Source organism: Sphingopyxis sp. GW821-FHT02C12 (assembly GCF_059421785.1).
In genome coordinates this window covers 438381-455484 of sequence record NZ_JBWKVQ010000001.1, presented here as the reverse complement: position 1 = coordinate 455484, position 17104 = coordinate 438381, and the positions used below count along the sequence as shown (strand labels likewise).

General features: G+C 66.0%; 15 protein-coding genes. 2 read left to right on the top strand and 13 right to left on the bottom strand.

Annotated features, from left to right (window positions below):
• Positions 1-66 precede the first annotated feature (66 nt).
• On the top strand, positions 67-2346 hold the full coding sequence (locus tag AC07U1_RS02165) for a sulfatase-like hydrolase/transferase (protein WP_495178791.1): 2280 nt from the start codon (positions 67-69) through the stop codon (positions 2344-2346).
• Between the two features lie 12 nt (positions 2347-2358).
• Here AC07U1_RS02165 and AC07U1_RS02160 read toward each other — a convergent pair whose 3' ends face one another.
• The 4 genes from AC07U1_RS02160 to AC07U1_RS02145 all read right to left on the bottom strand — a co-directional run bounded on the left by AC07U1_RS02160 (position 2359) and on the right by AC07U1_RS02145 (position 6361).
• On the bottom strand, positions 2359-3141 hold the full coding sequence (locus AC07U1_RS02160) for an enoyl-CoA hydratase/isomerase family protein (RefSeq protein ID WP_495197629.1): 783 nt from the start codon (positions 3139-3141) through the stop codon (positions 2359-2361).
• Positions 3142-3184: 43 nt separating this feature from the next.
• The gene (locus AC07U1_RS02155) at positions 3185-4438 is read right to left on the bottom strand and encodes an FAS1-like dehydratase domain-containing protein (protein WP_495178789.1); all 1254 of its coding nucleotides are present in this window, start codon (positions 4436-4438) and stop codon (positions 3185-3187) included.
• Between the two features lie 82 nt (positions 4439-4520).
• Positions 4521-6203, bottom strand: coding sequence for a class I adenylate-forming enzyme family protein (locus tag AC07U1_RS02150; RefSeq protein WP_495178788.1), 1683 nt, complete (start codon positions 6201-6203; stop codon positions 4521-4523).
• Positions 6200-6361: a hypothetical protein gene (locus AC07U1_RS02145; RefSeq protein WP_495178787.1), complete on the bottom strand. Its 162-nt coding sequence runs from the start codon at positions 6359-6361 to the stop codon at positions 6200-6202. Before AC07U1_RS02145 ends, AC07U1_RS02150 begins: the two co-directional genes overlap by 4 nt.
• Positions 6362-6386: 25 nt before the next feature.
• On the opposite strand from AC07U1_RS02145, the gene AC07U1_RS02140 reads away from it, so the two are divergent.
• On the top strand, positions 6387-7592 hold the full coding sequence (locus AC07U1_RS02140) for a cytochrome P450 (protein ID WP_495178786.1): 1206 nt from the start codon (positions 6387-6389) through the stop codon (positions 7590-7592).
• A gap of 10 nt (positions 7593-7602) precedes the next feature.
• On the opposite strand, the gene AC07U1_RS02135 is transcribed toward AC07U1_RS02140, so the two are convergent.
• The 9 genes from AC07U1_RS02135 to AC07U1_RS02095 form a co-directional block, all read right to left on the bottom strand.
• Positions 7603-8469 (bottom strand): hypothetical protein, encoded by an 867-nt coding sequence (locus tag AC07U1_RS02135; protein WP_495178895.1) that lies wholly within the window; start codon positions 8467-8469, stop codon positions 7603-7605.
• 25 nt (positions 8470-8494) lie between these two features.
• On the bottom strand, positions 8495-9433 hold the full coding sequence (locus tag AC07U1_RS02130; protein ID WP_495197628.1) for an AMP-binding protein: 939 nt from the start codon (positions 9431-9433) through the stop codon (positions 8495-8497).
• Positions 9434-9464: 31 nt separating this feature from the next.
• Positions 9465-10961 carry a class I adenylate-forming enzyme family protein gene (locus AC07U1_RS02125; RefSeq protein ID WP_495178784.1) on the bottom strand — a complete coding sequence of 499 codons (1497 nt, stop codon included), beginning with the start codon at positions 10959-10961 and terminating at the stop codon, positions 9465-9467.
• A gap of 80 nt (positions 10962-11041) precedes the next feature.
• Complete coding sequence (locus tag AC07U1_RS02120) at positions 11042-11731, bottom strand: SDR family NAD(P)-dependent oxidoreductase (protein WP_495178783.1); 690 nt, start codon at positions 11729-11731, stop codon at positions 11042-11044.
• On the bottom strand, positions 11728-13332 hold the full coding sequence (locus AC07U1_RS02115) for a GMC family oxidoreductase (RefSeq protein WP_495178782.1): 1605 nt from the start codon (positions 13330-13332) through the stop codon (positions 11728-11730). Before AC07U1_RS02115 ends, AC07U1_RS02120 begins: the two co-directional genes overlap by 4 nt.
• Positions 13333-13343: 11 nt before the next feature.
• The gene (locus tag AC07U1_RS02110; protein ID WP_495178781.1) at positions 13344-14792 is read right to left on the bottom strand and encodes an aldehyde dehydrogenase family protein; all 1449 of its coding nucleotides are present in this window, start codon (positions 14790-14792) and stop codon (positions 13344-13346) included.
• A gap of 4 nt (positions 14793-14796) precedes the next feature.
• Positions 14797-15606, bottom strand: a complete 810-nt coding sequence (locus AC07U1_RS02105) for an SDR family NAD(P)-dependent oxidoreductase (protein WP_495178780.1) — start codon at positions 15604-15606, stop codon at positions 14797-14799.
• A 10-nt stretch (positions 15607-15616) separates the two neighbouring features.
• Positions 15617-16069: a hypothetical protein gene (locus AC07U1_RS02100; protein ID WP_495178779.1), complete on the bottom strand. Its 453-nt coding sequence runs from the start codon at positions 16067-16069 to the stop codon at positions 15617-15619.
• Between the two features lie 4 nt (positions 16070-16073).
• Positions 16074-17102, bottom strand: a complete 1029-nt coding sequence (locus AC07U1_RS02095) for a phosphotransferase family protein (RefSeq protein WP_495197627.1) — start codon at positions 17100-17102, stop codon at positions 16074-16076.
• Positions 17103-17104 lie beyond the last annotated feature (2 nt).

Here is a 17104-nt window from a genome sequence, read left to right as displayed (position 1 = left end):
TGGCCGCCGTGGTTTCGGCGGCCGCAGCGTCCCATTCTTCTTGTTCCTGAAAAAAAAGGCGTCGTGATGATCCGGCCTTCTCCCTCGATGCTTTTACTGACGGCCTGCGCGCTCCTCTGCGTTCCCGCGATGGTCGGCGCGCACGCGGCCGCCGACCTGCCGGCCTGGCCGCAAATGCCCGTTGCCGCCAAACAGGCGCCCAATATTCTGGTGATCCTGACCGACGATGTCGGTTTCGCGGCGTCGTCCACCTTTGGCGGGCCGATCCCGACCCCGACCCTCGACCGCCTCGCGGCGCGCGGTTTGCGCTTCAATCGCTTTCACACCTCGGCGATCTGTTCGGCGAGCCGGGCGGCTTTGCTGACCGGTCGCAATCCATCGCGGGTCGGCATGAGCGGCGTCACCAACAGCGCCAGTTCGCATCCCGCCTATACCAGCATCCTGCCGCGCAGCGCCGCGACGATCGCGCGGCTGCTCCGCGACAATGGCTATAGCACCGCGATGATCGGCAAGGCCCATATCACGCCGAAATGGGAAACAGGTCCCAACGGGCCGTTCGACCGCTGGCCGACGGGCCTTGGGTTCGAATATTTCTATGGTTTCCTCGACGGCGACACCGACCAGTTCGCGCCGCAACTTTACCGCGGCACCGAAGCGATCGAGCCGCCCGCCGACGACCCCGGCTATGTTCTCGACAAGGATCTGGCCGACCGGGGCGTGCACTGGCTGCGCGAACAGAATGCGGTGCAGCCCGGCAAGCCCTTCTTCCTTTATTATGCCCCGGGCACCGCCCATTCGCCGCATCAGGCGCCGAGCGACTGGATCGACCGCTTTCGCGGGCAGTTCGACATGGGCTGGGACGCGTTGCGCGCGCAGATTCTGGAGCGGCAAATCGCCATGGGGACGGTCCCGGCGGGGACCCGCCTGACCCCGCGTCCCAAGGAGATCGTGGCGTGGGATACGCTGACCCCGGAAAAGCGGCGCCTCTATGCGCGGATGATGGAAGCCTATGCCGGGGCGCTCGCTTTTGCCGACGACCAGATCGGCCGCGTCCTCGACGAGATCGAACGCAGCGGAGAGCTCGACAATACGCTGGTCATCTTTGTCCAGGGTGACAATGGATCGAGCGCCGAGGGCGGGGAGAACGGCCTGTTCAACGAACTGGCCGGGCTGAACGAGCAAGGCGCGGAGGACTTTCCGGTCGCGCTGGCGAATATCGACCGGCTCGGCGGTCCAATGACCTATGGCCATTTCCCGGTCGGTTGGGCGCATGCGATGTCAACGCCCTTTCCCTATTTCAAACGCGTCGCCTCGCATCTCGGAGCGACGCGCAACGCGATGGTCCTGTCCTGGCCGCGCGGCGCACCCGACGCGCATGGCGAGGTGCGGACGCAATTCCACCATCTCGTCGATATCGTCCCGACGATTCTCGAGGCCGCCCTAATCAAGGCGCCGGCAAGGGTCGACGGCGTGACCCAGATGGCGTTCGATGGCGTCAGCATGCTTTACGCCGCGCGCGATGCAGGGGCGCCGTCGGCGCGCAAGATTCAGTTTTTCGAACTGTCCAGCGACGCCGCCATTTATGCCGACGGCTGGCTTGCCAACACGACGCCGGTTGCGATGCCATGGCAGTTCACGGGCATCAAGACGGCGCCCTTTGGCGAGCGAAGCTGGGAGTTATACGACCTCGCCTCCGATTTCAGCCAGTCGGCGGACCTCGCCGCGCAAAACCCCGCAAAGCTGGCGGCGATGCAAAAGCTGTTTTTCCGCGAGGCGAAGCGGAACAATGCGCTGCCCATTTCGCGGTCGCCGCGCGGCCTGCCCGCACCCGACATCAATCAGGGCCGCACCAGCTTTTCCTATCCGGCCGGCGTGAAACGCATTCCGAGCGCGATCGCGCCCGATATCCGCAACCGGTCCTTCTCGCTGGTTGCGACGGTCGATGTCGCGGCGGGTGGGGGCGATGGCATGCTGGTGACGCAGGGCGGGCGGTTCGGGGGTTACGCCTTGTTCGTCCGCGATGGCGTTCCGCACTTTGTCTATAACAAGCTGGGGATCGAGCGAACGGTGCTGGACTGGGACCGCCCGCTTGCCGCCGGTCGGCACCAGATTCGGCTCGATTTCGACTATGATGGCGGCGGCATCGGCAAGGGCGGCGTCGCGCGCCTGTCGGTCGATGGCGCCGCGTCGCGGTCGGTCCGCGTCGCCTCGACGATGCGCCTGCTGCTGCCCTTGTCGGAAACCTTCGATGTCGGGGTCGATACCGGCACGCCGGTTACCGAGGATTATAGCGTCCCGTTCCGTTTCGACGCGGGGCTTCGGGATGTGACCGTCCTGCTCCGCTGACGGCGGAACGGTTCAGCCTTTGGCGGCGTCCGCGTCGCGCGCTTTCTTGATCGCGCGCAGCATCTCGATGAAGGCGTCGGTCTCGCGCCGGAGATAGGCGTTGGTGTCGGGTTCGAGGGCGTTCTTCTGGAACAAGTCGCGTGTCAGCCGCATCTGAAGGCGTGGCGCGGCGGCGAGCGTTTCGCCGACCTTGATGGCTTCGTCCAGAAGCTGTTCGTCGGGAACGACGCGCGTGATCAGGCCGATATCCTTCGCCTCCTGCGCGGTCAGCTTTTGCGACGTCAGGCAGATGTCGAGCGCGCGGCCATAGCCGACCAGCCGCGGCAACAGCGCCGTACAGCCGAGTTCGGGCATGTAGCCGAGCGAGAGGAAAGGAAAGCTCCAGGTCGAGCTTTCGCCGCCGATGCGGATGTCCATCGGCAGCAACTGGGTGACGCCCAGCCCGATCGCCGCGCCATGCACCGCGCCGATCATCGGCTTCGAGCGCGCGAGCAGGTGGATCCAGCCGGTGTCCTGCATCATGCAGATCTGCGCGATGTTGAGCTTCTTGCCGGTGTCGGGATCGACCTCGGGCCCCGCCTTGAAATCGGTCCCCGCGCAGAAGATCGGCCCTTCGTGGGTCAGGACGATCGCACCGATCGCATCGTCGGCGTTGGCGGTCTCTATCGCGCGCTCGGTTTCGCGATAGAGCGGCGGGCTCCACGCGTTGCGCCGCTCCTGCTTGTCATAGGTGATGACCGCGACGGCCCCACGCTTTTCGTACCGGATATGGTCGTATGTCATCCTGCGGTCCATGTCTGGACCGCGGCGCACGCCGGCGCCGCGGTCAACGCCGAGATTATTGCTTCAGCCGCTCGACTTCATAAGCGTACATCTCGTCGATATTCTCCTTCGCCGGCTTGGGCAGCTCGACCGGCGCGTCGCGGGTCGGCAGGAGGACGACGGCATTGCCCGGCGACACGACGGTGCCGTGCTGGTTCTCGACCCAGATGTCGAGGTGCACCTCGTTGCGGCCTTCTTGCTGCACCTTCTTGCGGACCTTGCCTTTGATCCAATAGGTGTCGCCGGTGTAGACGAACTTGCGGTGCTGGCACGACAGCTTCCACAGCCAGCCGTCGTCGCCCATCCAGTTGGTGACGGTGTTGGTCAGAAAGGTCTCGCGCAGCCCGCCATAATCATAGGGAATGGGGATGCCGAGTTCATTGGCCCATGCCTTTTCCCAGTGCAGGCGCTGGACCGTGTCGGGGACATTGAGTTCGTTCGGGGTGTAAAGCCCCGGCACCTTGGCGCGTATTTTCCAGCTCTGGCGAAAGGCGCCCGGCGGGGTCAGCTGCATGCCCCAGCCGACATGCCAGACGACGAGGTCGCTGGTGCGCAGCGGGCCGCGGACGATCGTCTGCATGTCCTCGCCCTCGATCACATCTTCCCAATAGCGCGTCTCGGCGCCGCGCAGTTTTTCGGCGGCGTAGCAGGCGTCGATCTCGGCGAGCTGCGCGTCGGTGTAGGGGGTCGGAAGGTCATATTCCTTCTTCTTCTCCTTCGACGCGTGGCGTTCGGCGCGGATCCAGGTGCCGCGCTGGATCGCGTGCAATTCATCGTCCTGGTTGCGATAGATATAGCCGTTCACTTCGGACACGGTGCGGCCCGCAAAGCCGCTCTTGTCGTTCACCTGGACGCCGATCAGCGCGAAGCGCTGCTTGAGCTGGTCGCCCAGCCGCAGCGGACGCCACCATTCGAATTCCATCTGCGCCTGATACGAACCGAGGCCGGCGAGCGGATCGCCCTTCATCATCGCCTTCACTTCGGGGGTGATCGGCGGCGCGTCGGAGACGCCCATCGTGTAGAGGAAGTTCGGCGGCGCGATCAGCCCGCCCCAGCGGGTCTTGTCGCCATAATTCTTGTCGCACCACAGCGGATTGTCGTCGCCATAGCCCACCGCGAAGTGGCGGGTGCCGTCCCATGTCACTTCATAATTGTGCGGCGGGGTCGGCTTGTTGACCTGGATGCCGACCCGCTGACGCAGCTTGTCGATGCCTTCGTCGGTCAGGATGCCATAGTTATCCGGCACGTCCTTTTTCTGGGTTTCCGCCATTTGCCTCTCGCTCCGCCTCTATTGTCTGTCCCCAAATCCATGCAGATGTCGGCAAGTCGAATCAAGTAAATTCGTTATATGATTATAATGATCCGTCGCCGACCAATCTGGTCATCAGCGCGGCGAGTTCGGCTTTCTTGATCTTGCCCGATCCGGTCGCCGGCAGCGTCGCTTCGTCGAGCGCGACGATATGCTTCGGGACCTTGAACGAGGAGAGCTTGCCCCTGAGGTCGGCGATGACCGCGGCTTCGTCGAGGACGCGGTCCGGCGCCATCAGCACCGCCGCGACGAGCAAGGTGTCACCGGCGCCGGGGACGCCGACGACGCCCGCCTTTTCGATTCCCATCAGGCCGGCGAGCGCGAGTTCGACCTCCATCGGCGCGACATTGGCGCCATGGACCTTGATCATCTCGCCCAGCCGCGCCTCGAATTTCAGATAGCCATCGGCGTCGAGCAGGCAGAGGTCGCCGGTCGCATAATAGCCCTCGGCGTCGAAGGTCTCATGCCGTTCGCGTCCGTTCAATCCGAGCATCAGGCAATAGCCGCGCACCAGCAGTTCGCCGACCTCGCCCGGCGGCAACGGGATACGCGTTTCGGGATCGACGATCTTCAATTCGACCCCGGGAACGGCGCGGCCCTGCCAGAACGGCCGGTCTTCGGGCAGCAGTTCGTCGTGGCGCGCCGACGTATGCCCGCCCAGCGCCTCGGTCATGCCAAAGGTGCGGGCGAAGCGACCGCTGGGATGGGAAACCGGCGCGCCGAACCGTTCGGACAGATGATCGCTGACAAAGCGTCCGCCGTGCGCCAGTCCGGCGCTGTCCATATTGAGCCGCACCACGTCATAACCTGCCGCCTTCAGTTCGGCGGAGTCGCGCAACACGTCGAACCAGCCCGAATCGCCGGCGAGCGCGTTGGCGCGTTCGGTTTCGATCAGCGTCACTATATTCGCCGGCGACCCGTCGCTGGTGGTGATCAGGCAGGCGCCATTGTTGAGGCTGTAGAACAAGGTCGCGACAAAACCCGCGACCCAGAACATCGCGCGCGTCGTGATCACCCGGTCGCCATGGCCGAAGGGGGTGAAGTCCATGCCCATCTGCCAGCTGTGGCGGATGAGCGGACCGTGACCGTGGACGACACCCTTGGGCGTCGCGGTGCTGCCCGAGGTGTGGATGATGCACGCCGGGTCGGCGGGGGTCACCAGCGCTTCGACCTGTTCGAGCATCGCGTCGCCGATCGCATCGCTGCCGTCGAGCAGGGCGCCGAAGGGACGCGACCAAGGCCGCGTTTCGTTGCCGATGACATGGATATGCCGCAGTCGCGGCGTCGCCTCGAGCTGGAGCGCGCCGGCCGCCTGATCGGCGAGATCGGGCAGCGCCTCTTCGAGCCGGGCGAGATAGTCGTGCCGCAGGAATGCATCGGCAATGATCAGATGGTCGAATTCGGCATGGGCGAGCACCCAGCGCAATTCGGGCGCCTGATACAGCGTGCTCAGCGGGCCGACGATCGCGCCGATCCGTCCGGCGGCGAGGACCGCGACGACGAATTCGGGGCAGGGCGGGGCCATGATGCCGATCCGGGCGCCCTTGCCGACCCCCAGCGCCAGCAGCGATTTCGCGACCGCGGCCGATTGCCGGTCGAGGTCGTGGAAGGTCACCCGGCGGCCATCGCGGACCAGCGCATCGGCCTCGCCATAGCGCGCCGCAAAATTGCGGATCAGGCCGGGGATCGTGGGTCGGAAATCGGGTTCGGCGATCATCGCGCTCATGGCAGGCGGAATTCCCGCTGACCGAAATCATCGCTGATGATCTGACCGATCCGGACCTTTGGTTCCACGCCGCTCTCCTCGGCAAGCCTCTTTTCCCATGTCGCGCATCCGCGCGCCATCGCTTGCATCATCGGTATAAACAGATAGATGATATACACAACAAAAGCCTATCAGGAGCAGGATATGAACAGCCCCGTCCCTCTTACCCCGAAGCCGGACCATGTCCCGGCCGAGCTGGTGGTGGATTATGATTATATCCGTCCCGACGGCCTGGAAGAGGTGGGGGTGTACAAGGCGGTGAAGCGCCTGCACGACGGTCCCGACATCATCTGGTCGCCGCGCCATGGCGGCCACTGGATGGTGACGCGCGCCGAGGACGTCAAATTCGTCCAGCTGAATTACGAGATTTTCAGCCATGAGGAATTCATGATCCCGCGCACGCTGATGCCGCTCAAGCCGCTGCCGCTCGCGGTCGATCCGCCCAATCACGCGCGTTATCGCGCGGTCATCAACCCGGGCTTCATGCCCGGCAAGGTTGCCAAGATGCGCGATGACGCCCGCGAGTTGACGATCGAACTTGTCGAAAAGCTGCTGCCGCAAGGGCACTGCGAACTGCTCGGCGATTTTGCGCGGGTAATGCCGGTGACGATGTTCCTGCGTATCGTCGACCTGCCGCTCGACCGGCGCGAGGAATTTGTCGAATGGGGTATCGCGCTGATGTCCTCCTATGACCCCGCGGAGCGCCTTGCCGCGCAGATCCGCGTCCGCGACTATCTGAAGACCGTGCTCGACGAGCGCGACAATGGCGACGGCGACGATCTGTTGACCCGCGTCGCGGCGTGGCGCCGCAACCCGCGTTTCCAGTCGGAAGAGGAGGTGCTGTCGATGGCGAGCCTGCTTTTCTTTGGCGGGCTCGACACGGTGGCGTCCGAAATATCCTATATCGCCCACTATCTCGCCCAGCATCCCGAGCAGCAACGGCGCCTGCGCGAAGAGCCCGAGATCATTCCCGCCGCCTGCGAGGAATTCCTGCGCCGTTTCGGCTTGTCGAACACCGGCCGAATCCTGACCCGCGATTTCGAATATAAGGGCGTGTTGTTCAAGAAGGACGAGATGATCATGGTCCCGAACAATTTGTCGGGGATCGACGATCGCGAATATGCTTGTCCGATGGACGTCGATTTCGATCGCAACGCGCCCGCGCACAACACCTTCGGCAATGGCCCGCACAAATGCGTCGGCCAGGGGCTGGCGCGCGCCGAGATCGAGATATTCCTTGAGGAGTTTGTCGGCCGTCTGCCCGAATTCCGGCTCGATCCGGACCGCAGGAATGTCGAGCATTGCGGGTCGGTGCCTGGCTTCGACGAGCTTTATCTTCGCTGGGACTGAGAGCCGCGCGTCAGCCGGCGGCGATCGCCTCGCCGCGATAGAGCGCCTCGACATCGGCGACGCGCTGGCGCTGCACTTCGCGCTGGTTGACATAGCCCTTGTCGGCGATCTCGTCGCCGGCGGGCGGCGCGATCAGCAGGCGCAGCGCGGAGACGCGGCGCGACTGGCCGCCCGCCGCGGCATTGTGGTGCGCGAGCCGTGCCGCGACATGCGCCGCGATCGCCGGATGACCGGCCAGCGCCGCGGCGTCGAGATCGTCCCCGGCCAGTTTGCGCGCATCGGCGATCCGCATCCAGCCGAGCGCGCGCACCTCGCCGCGTCCCTCGCCCGCGATCACGACATCCTGCAACAGCGGATCGAGCGCATCGAGCAGCGCCATGCGGAGCGCCCCGACATGGACCCAGGTGCCCGACGACAGCTTGAAATTCTCGGTCACCCGGCCGTCGAAGACAAGGCCGAGTTCGGGGCGATCGGGATCGACGAAGCGGGCGGCGTCGCCGGTGCGATAAAAACCCTCGTCATCGAAGGCGGCGGCGGTGGCCTCGCGATCGCCGAGATAGCCGGGGGTGACGGTCAGTCCCTTGACGCGGATCTCGAGCCGCCCGCCGGCGGGCGCCAGCTTCACCACATTGCCGGCAAAGGGCAGCCCGATCGGGCCGGTGGTTTCGAGCGGCCAGCCGACGATCGTCGTCCCCTGTGTCTCGGTCGTCCCATATTTGGTGATGATCGGAATCCGGCGCCCGGTGGCCGCGACCGCCAGAGCCTGCAGGCGGCGAAACACATCCTCCGACAATCCCGCCGAACCATAGCTGAGGAAGCGCAGGTCGCGGAAAAAATGGTCGCGCAGCCCGTCGTCGGCCTCCATCGCGGTGACCAGTTCCGAAAAGAAGATCGGGGTCGAATTATATTCGGTCAGGCATATCTCGCGCAGGTTGCGGATCGATTCGGCGAACTGGCCGGGCAGGGGGGCGCCCGTCGTCGATGTAAAAGCAGGCGGCCTCGTTGAAGATGTCGGCGGGCAGGGTGTTGTTGCCGCCGACATGGCTCCACGGCACCCACGACAGAAAGGCCTTGGCCGCGCTTTCTTCCTCTTCATGCGCATACATCGCCTGATGCTGCGCGACGATGCCGGTCAGGATACGCTGGGTCTGGATCACGCCTTTGGGCTTGCCGGTCGAACCCGAGGTGAAGATCGTCTTGGCGTGGGTGTCGGGGGTGATCGCGGCGAGCGACGCATCGACCGCATCGGTCGGCACGGCCGATATCAGATCGCCCAGCGCCAGCGTTTCGCCATCGGGAGCGGCCTCGTCGGTGACGAGGATCAGGTCGCCCCGTTCGTTGAGCGCGCGCATCGCGGGCAGGAAGATGCGCCAGTCGTCGGCGTAGACCAGCCGCGGCCGGCATATCGCGAAGCAGTGCCGCAGCCGCGCGAAATCGCCGCCGGCCAGCGAATAATTGACCGACACCGGCGCATAAGGCGCGCGCGCCATCTGCGCGGCGAGGTTGACGACCAGATGTTCGGGGCTGCCCCCCGACAGAACCATGACCGACGCGTCGGGGCCGATCCCCCGATCGATCAGCGCCTGCGCCAGCCCGCGCACCTGCTGCAAGGCGTCGCCGAACGATAGCCGCCGCCATTCGCCGCGGCCGCCGTCGGGCAGCAATTCGCGGCGCGCGACCAGCGGGCGATCCGGAAAACGCTCGGCGCGGTCTATGAACAGGTGCGGGATCGACGGCCACAGATCGGGCAGGCGATAGCCCGGCGTGATCAGCGTCGAGCCGTCGTCACGACCCTCGAAGCGGCAGCGATGCGGTTCGAAAGGCAAAGGCGCATAATCCACCGTCGGGCCATGCTTCAGCCGACCGGCCCGATCAAGCCGCTTCGAGCAGCTTCCTGAGTTCGGGCTGGCTGGGTTTCATCGATGGCGTCCGTGGGAAATCCTGCACTTCGAGCAGCTTGGTCGGCAGCTGATAGGCGGTCAGCCGTTCGCGCAGATACGCCCGCAGTTCGTCGGCGGCGACCGACTGTCCCGCTTTCACGCGATATCCTGCCGCGGGAACCTGCCCCAGTCGCGGATCGGACAGCGCGACGACACAGGCTTCGAGGACGGCGGGATGGGTCTCCATCGCCTTGACGACGTCGTCGGGGATGATCTTGAACCCGCCGCGGATGATCGCATTGTCGGCGCGGCCGAGGATCCAAAGAAATTGTTCCTCGTCCATGCGCGCGAGGTCGGTCGTCCGGACCCAGTTCCGGCCGTCGCCAAGATGTTTGGCGCGCAGTTCGAGCAGCCCCTTTTCGCCATAGGCCAGCGGCTCGCCGCTTTCGGGATCGACGATGCGGCCGTCGACACCGGGGTTCATCTTGCCGACGCTGCCGCGCCGCTGGGCGCCCGATTTCAGGAAATCGGGGAGCGTCCATCCCGCGACCCCTCCCGCGAACTCGGTCGCGCCATAATTTTGCAGGACCGGAATGCCGAAATGCTCGTAGAACTGGTCGGCCAGCGCGGGATCGAGCGGCGCCGTCGAGGTGCGAAAGGCGACGAGGCTGGACAGCGCCTCCTTGGGCACCCCGGCATCGAGGATCATCCGCAGCGCGGACGGCGGCGCGCCCGCGACCTTGGGCCGGTGCCGCTGCACCGCGTCGACAAATTCATCGACCCGGAAGCGGTCGAGCATGCACGACTTGCGACCCGCGGACAGCGTGACGAACAGGCTGAAGATTCCGCCGATGTGCGAGAAGGGGGTGTTGGAAATGCTCACCGCCCGCGACAAGGTCGGCGGCGCATCGATATCGCGCTTTTCGAACACCGCCGCGTCGAGCACCATCTTCGAGAAATTGGCGGCTTTCAGCGGCACCCGCTTGGGCGCGCCGGTCGTGCCGCTGGTCAGCATCTCGATGCCGATCCCCGCGGCATCGCTGTGGAAATCGGTCCCGGTGCTTGCCATGATCAGACGCGCGGGCTGATCCTTGTCGCCGGTAATCTCGATCCCCAATGCGCCGCTTTGCGCGACCGCGTCGCGCACCGGCGCGCGCTGCCAGTCCTCGGTCTGGGCGATGATGACGGGCGTCTTCAAGGTAATGATGTCGTTCGCGAGCTTTTCGTCGGGCAGCGCGGGGTTGAGCGTGACGACGCAGCGGTCCGACGTGATTGTGCCGATGATCACCGCCGCCATCGGCGGGGTGTTGCGCAATATGCCGCCGATGCGGGTGCCCGAACCGATTCGATGCTGCTGCAACAGCGCCTCGACCGCATCGATCACCCCGCTGAGGTCCCCCCAGCTGTGCCACTGCCCCTGATATTCGAGCGCCGGGGCGGCAGGGTCGATCGCCATGACGTTGCGGACGATCGAATTGAGCGTGGGCATGCTGCCGTAATCCTTGCGAGCGGTGGAAATTAATGTCTATCTGATTTATATGTATATGCCCTCGCTTTGCAAGCCATTCCTCATGAAATCAGGAAGCCGCCGTCGAGCGCCAGCATCTGTCCGGTGACGAAACGCGCCGCCGGGGAGGCGAGATAGACGATGGCGCTGGCGACATCCTCGGCACGCCCCATTCCCAGCATCAACCGGCCGGGCTGGGTGGCCGGTCCGCCCAGCCGCTCCATATCGGCTGGCGGGTCGCCCACGGGCACGGCGCCGGGCAACACCGCGTTGACGCGAATGCCGTCGTCGGCATGGTCGAGCGCCGCCGCGCGCACGAGGCCGTTGAGCCCCGCCTTCGACGCGCCATAGGCGCCGTTGCCCTTCAGCACCGGGTGGACCGATCCCATAGTCGATACCGCGACGATCGCGCCGTCGCCCTGTTGCTGCATGGCGGGAATCACCGCGCGCATGGCCAGAAAGGCACCGCGCAGATTGGCATCATGCACCTGATCCCATTGGTCGAGCGACATCGTCGGCAGCGCATAGGTGCCGATGCGCGTGACGGCATAGACCATCACGTCGATCCGGCCATGACGCGCGGCAAACCCCGCAACCGCGTCGGCGATCACCTGCTCGCCCGGTGCGATATCGGCGATTTCGGCAGTGGCCCCCAGTTCGTTGAACAGCGCGGCGGTGGCCTCGCCGATCGGCGTGGCGCCGATGACCAGGACCTTGCGGTCGGTCACTCCAAAAATGCGTTCGAGCGTCATATTCCTCTCCCGATCCATTCGGCAGCGCGTTCGGCGATCATAATCGTCGGTGCGTTGGTGTTCGCCGACACGGGTTCGGGCATCACCGACGCATCGACCACCCGTAGTCCCGCGATCCCCCGGACCCGCAAATGCGGATCGAGCACCGCCATCGGGTCGCCATCAGCGCCCATGCGGCAGGTGCCGACCGCATGATATCCGATGCCGCCCCATTGGCGGACATAGGCTTCCCACTGGTCGTCGTTTTGCGGCAGGGGATCGGGCCGCAGCGTCCCGGTGATGATCGCGGCCAAGGCCGGCGTGCGGCACAGGCTTTCGACGATCTTCAGCCCCGCGACCAGCTTGTCGACGTCGCTCTGCGCGCTTTGCAGCCGATGGTCGATCACCGGCTTGGCATCGGGATCGGCACTGCGCAGCCGGATTTCGCCGCGACTTTGCGGGCGCGCGACATGGAATCCGAACGAGAAGGACGGACGCTTCTCCACCACCGCGTCGCCCTTGTCGTTGAACGACACCGCGACGGGCAGCATCGACAGGATGATGTCGGGGTCGGCGAGGTCGGGATCGGTGCGGAATGCCGCCATGACCTGCACCGCCGGGGTCGTCAGCAGCCCGCGATGGAAGAACATGTAATTCAGCATGTGGCGTGCGAGCTTGAACGGGCCGAGCTCGGCGCTCATCGTCGGGATGTTGACGAGCTTCGCCAAGCTGACGCTGTTGTGCTCGCGCAAATTCCGCCCGACGCCGGGCAGGTCGCGCTGCACTGCGATGCCGTGCGCGGCTAGCCCCGCCGCCGGACCGACACCCGACCGCATCAATAGGGTGGGCGACAACAAGGTGCCGGCGCACAGCAGCACTTCGCCGCGCGCCCGGATGACGCGGCGCTCGCCGGCCACGCGCACCTCCACCCCGGTCGCCCGGCCGCCCTCGATGACGATCCGGTCGACATGCGCCTGGGTGACGACGGTCAGGTTCGCGCGGCCGCGCACCGGATCGAGATAGGCGCGCGCCGCCGAACAGCGCTGGCCGTCCTTCTGCGTCGCGAAGATGCGATAGACGCCGCTCTGGCTGCCGTTGCAATAATCCTCGTTCAGCGGAATCCCGGCCTGGGTGAAGGCGTCGATGACATATTGGCCGATCGGTTGCGGATCCTGGATCGGCGAGACGCTGAGCGGGCCGTGCCGGCCATGCGATTGCATCGGCGGCCCGTGAAACTCCTCGGCCTTCAGGAAATAGGGGAAGACATCGTCATAGCCCCAGCCGGTGCAGCCGGCGGCGGCCCAATGGTCATAGTCCGACCGTTCGCCGCGCATATAGACTTGGCCGTTGATCGCCGAACTGCCGCCCAGCGCCTTGCCCGCCGCCCATTGCATCGTGCGGTCGTTGATTGATGGGTCGGGTTCGGTCGGCAGGCACCAGTCGAACTTTTTGTGCCCCATCAGTTTCGCGGTGCCGGCGGGCATCCGGACGAGGAAATCGCGGCCTTCGCCGCCGGCCTCGAGCAGGATCACCCGATGCCCGGGATTTTCGCTCAGCCGCGCGGCCAGGACGCAGCCCGCGCTGCCCCCGCCCACAATGACAAAGTCCGCCTCGTCGTCCACGCCTCATCCCCTCAGCGCAGGTGCATCAGCACCTGCTTGATCTGCATGAATTCCTCGAGCCCCGCACGGCCGCCCTCGCGTCCGAAGCCGCTTTGCTTGACGCCGCCGAAGGGCTGATTGGGGGCCATCGGCAACATGCCGTTGACCGCGACGCATCCGGCCTCGAGCGCGGCGGCGACCTTGTGCGCGCGCGACAGGTCGCGGGTGTGGAGATAGGCGCCGAGGCCGAAGCGCGAATCATTGGCCATCGCCACCGCGTCGGCGTCATCGTCGAACCGTACGATTGACAGCACCGGGCCGAAGACTTCCTCGCGGGCGAGGTGGCTGTCGTGCGCGACGCCGGCGAACACCGTCGGCTCGACGAAGCTGCCGGCGGCGAGGTCGCCTTGCCCGCGGCGACCCCCGGTGACCAGCCGGCCACCGCTTTCGGCTTTGGCGCGGTCGATCACCCCGATGATCCGCTGCGCGGCGGCCTCGTTGATGACGGGTCCGATGATGGTGGCAGGGTCGAGCGGATCGCCAAGCGTGTAGCTTTCGGCATGCGCGCGCACCCGGTCGACGAACTCGTCGAAGATCGCGCCATGCGCATAGACGCGCGTCGGCAGGACGCAGCCTTGCCCCGCCAGCGGGACCAGGCTGCAACCGGCGGCCATCGCCGCCGCGACATCGAGATCGGCATCGGCGAAGATCAGGTTCGCCGACTTGCCGCCGAGTTCCAGCGCGACGGGTTTCAGATGCTCGGCGGCGGTCCGCATCACCGCCTTGGCGACGATGTCGCCGCCGGTGAAGCTGATCTTGCCTACCGCCGGATGCGCGATCAGTGCCTCGCCCGCTTCGGCATCGCCGGGAACGATGTTCAGCACTCCTGCCGGAATCCCCGCCTCGAGCGCCAGTTCGCCAAAACGCAACGCGACGAACGGGGTCTGCGTCGGCGGCTTGAGGATGACGGCATTGCCCGCCGCCATCGCCAGGATCGCGGTCATCGCGATCGCCACCAGCGGCGAATTCCACGGGATGATGACGCCGATCACCCCGATCGGCTCGTGCCGCGAATAGGCTAGTCCGGCGATGCCAAAGGGTTCGCTGTAGCTGCCCTCGATCTTGTCGGCCCAGCCGGCATAATAGCGGATCCACGACAGCGCGAGGCCGCTCGAATTGCTCGACAGCGGCGTGCCGCATTCGAGCGCCGCCATCCGCAGGAGCTTGGCCGCGTCGGCTTCGATCAGGTCGGCGAGGCGCAGCAGGCTATCGCGCCGCTTTTCGGGGCCGAGCGCCTGCCACGCCTGTTGGCCGAGAACGGCAGCGCGCGCCGCGGCATCGATCTCGCTGGCGCCGCCGATCAACACGCGTGCCTGAACCTGTCCGGTGGCGGGATTGACATGATCGCGCGCGCCGAGGCCGGTCGTCGCCGGGCGCGTATCGCCGATCAGGGGACGGCTGTCGGAGAGCAGGTCGGTCATGCCATCAACCCTTGGTGAAGCCGGCGTCGACGAGCAGTTCGGCGCCGGTGATATAGCTCGCCGCGTCGCTGGCGAGGAACAGGATCGCGCGCGCCATTTCGATGGGATCGGCGATGCGCCCCATCGGGTTGCGCCCCGGGATCGTCGCCGGCCCCGCGATGACCGCGCCGCCCGCCGCCTGCGCCGCGCGCATCTTGTCGGGTCCGGGGGTCGCCATGCCGCCGGGCAGCACCGAATTGACGCGTATCCCGTCCTTGCCGAACTCGACCGCCGCCAGCCGGGTGATCGCGTCGACCCCGGCCTTCGCCGAGTCATAATGCATGTTGGGAAAGATCGTCGGATGCTGCGCGCTCATCGACGAGACATTGACCACCGACCCGCCGCCGCGCAGCCGCATCTGCTTGACCGCTTCGCGCAGGCACAGGAAACTGCCGCGCGTACACACGGCGTGCATGATGTCCCATTCGGCGACCGACATGTCCATCGTGTTCGCCTTGCCGCGATAGGCGGCGTTGTTGACCAGCACATCGACGCCGCCGAACCGCTCCGCCGCCGCAGCAAACCCGGCTTGCACCGCCGCCTCGTCGGACACGTCCATGCCGATGCCGAGCGTCGGCCCCTGGGCCGCGAGTTCGGCGGCAACCGCGGCGGCGCCCTCGGCATTCAGGTCGGCGATCACGACGCTGGCGCCGACGTCGAGGAAAAGCCCGGCGGTCGCCTTGCCGAGGCCCGACGCGGCGCCGGTTATCAGCGCGATCTTTCCAGTCAGGGTGAAGGGCGCGAGGGCGGCGGACTCAAGGATAGTGTCGGTCATAGTGGGCTCCTCAAAACATCGGTCCGTCGAGCGCGGGAACGCAATAGGCGGCTTCGCGGCCGATCTGCGCCGCCAGTTGCGCGCGCAGGCTGGTGCGGACGGCGGGGGCGAGCGGCTCGGCGAGCGCCCGTTCGAACAGGCGTTTCCACGCGTCGTTGAGCGCGGTGAGATCGGCCATCGCGATATGGCCGGGTTCGGCGTCGGCGGAGAGGGTGCGAACCTCGGCGGCGAGCGCCGGCGGAAATTCCCCCGCTTCGGTCAGCGTGCCCAGCAGACAGCGCTTCTCGCGGCAATCCTCGACCAGTGCGGCGCCTTCCTGATCGAGGCGCAGGATGACATGGTTGATCAGCATGCGCGCGCACATCATCGCGCTTTTCGCATGCGGACTGCTGATTTCGGGCGCGACCAGCTCTTCGAGATTCTCGACGCAACCGCGAAGAATGTCCTGTGCTGAAGGATTCATCGCCTCAACCCTTCCCGAACTGTGCGGCGGCGGACAGGTTCGCCTGGACCATCACCGGATAGAGGCAACCGAGCGTAAGAAGTTGGACGCGGCGGTCGCGGCCGTCGTTGTAGTTGCGCAAGGCCGAGTGCAGCGCGCACGCGCCCTTGTAGCCCCAGAAGCGCCGGTACCAGCCGACCGCCTCCTGCGTCACCGGGTGCGGCGCGACGCTGTTGTAATAGGCGAGCGCGGCATCCTCGTCCCAATATTTGGCGGTCGTCCCCATCGCGACGGCCAGGTCGAGCGCCGGATCGCCCAGGCTCGCGCCCTCCCAGTCGCACATGCCGACGATCCTGCCGTCCTGCCAAATCTCTTCGCCGATGCCGTTGTTCTCCTTGCGCAGGACGATACGCGCCGGGGCGGGGGGCGGGTTGTCGAGCAGCCAGCGACCGATTTCGCGCAGGCCCGGAAGCGGCTCCTGCGCGTGGCGGTCGAGCATCTCGAGATGCCGGACGACATCGTCCTTACCGCAATTCTCGGGGTCGGACGGAATGGGCAGCAGCTGGCCGAAGCCCATCGCGTCCCAGTCGAGTGCGTGGAGCGCGGCCAATTTGTCCATCTGTTCCTTGACGATGCCGATCTTCGCCGCTTCGGCTTCGTCGCCGGTCTCGCGAAGACAGGCCGGCTCGATCTCGCCATCGATCCATTCGCGGATCGTGAATTCGCGTCCCTCAAGCAGCCATTGGGGACGGTCCTCGTGCACCACCAGGCGCGGCACGGGCACCGCGGTGCCATGGAGCAGGCGATAGACTTCGCTTTCGTCGCGGAGCGGACTGTCGGACATGCAGCCGCCGGGCGGATCGAGACGGACGACGAATTTCTCGCGGCCCTTTTCGCCGTCGGCGTCCCAGGCGAGCGTGACCCACCAGGTTTCGCGCGACATGCCGGGGTAGGAGCGCTTGACCGTTTCGAGGCGCGCCTTGGGCCGATCCGGGAAAAGCTGTTGGAAATAGGCCGTCATCTGCGGCTCGTTGAGGGGTTGATAGAGGGGCATCG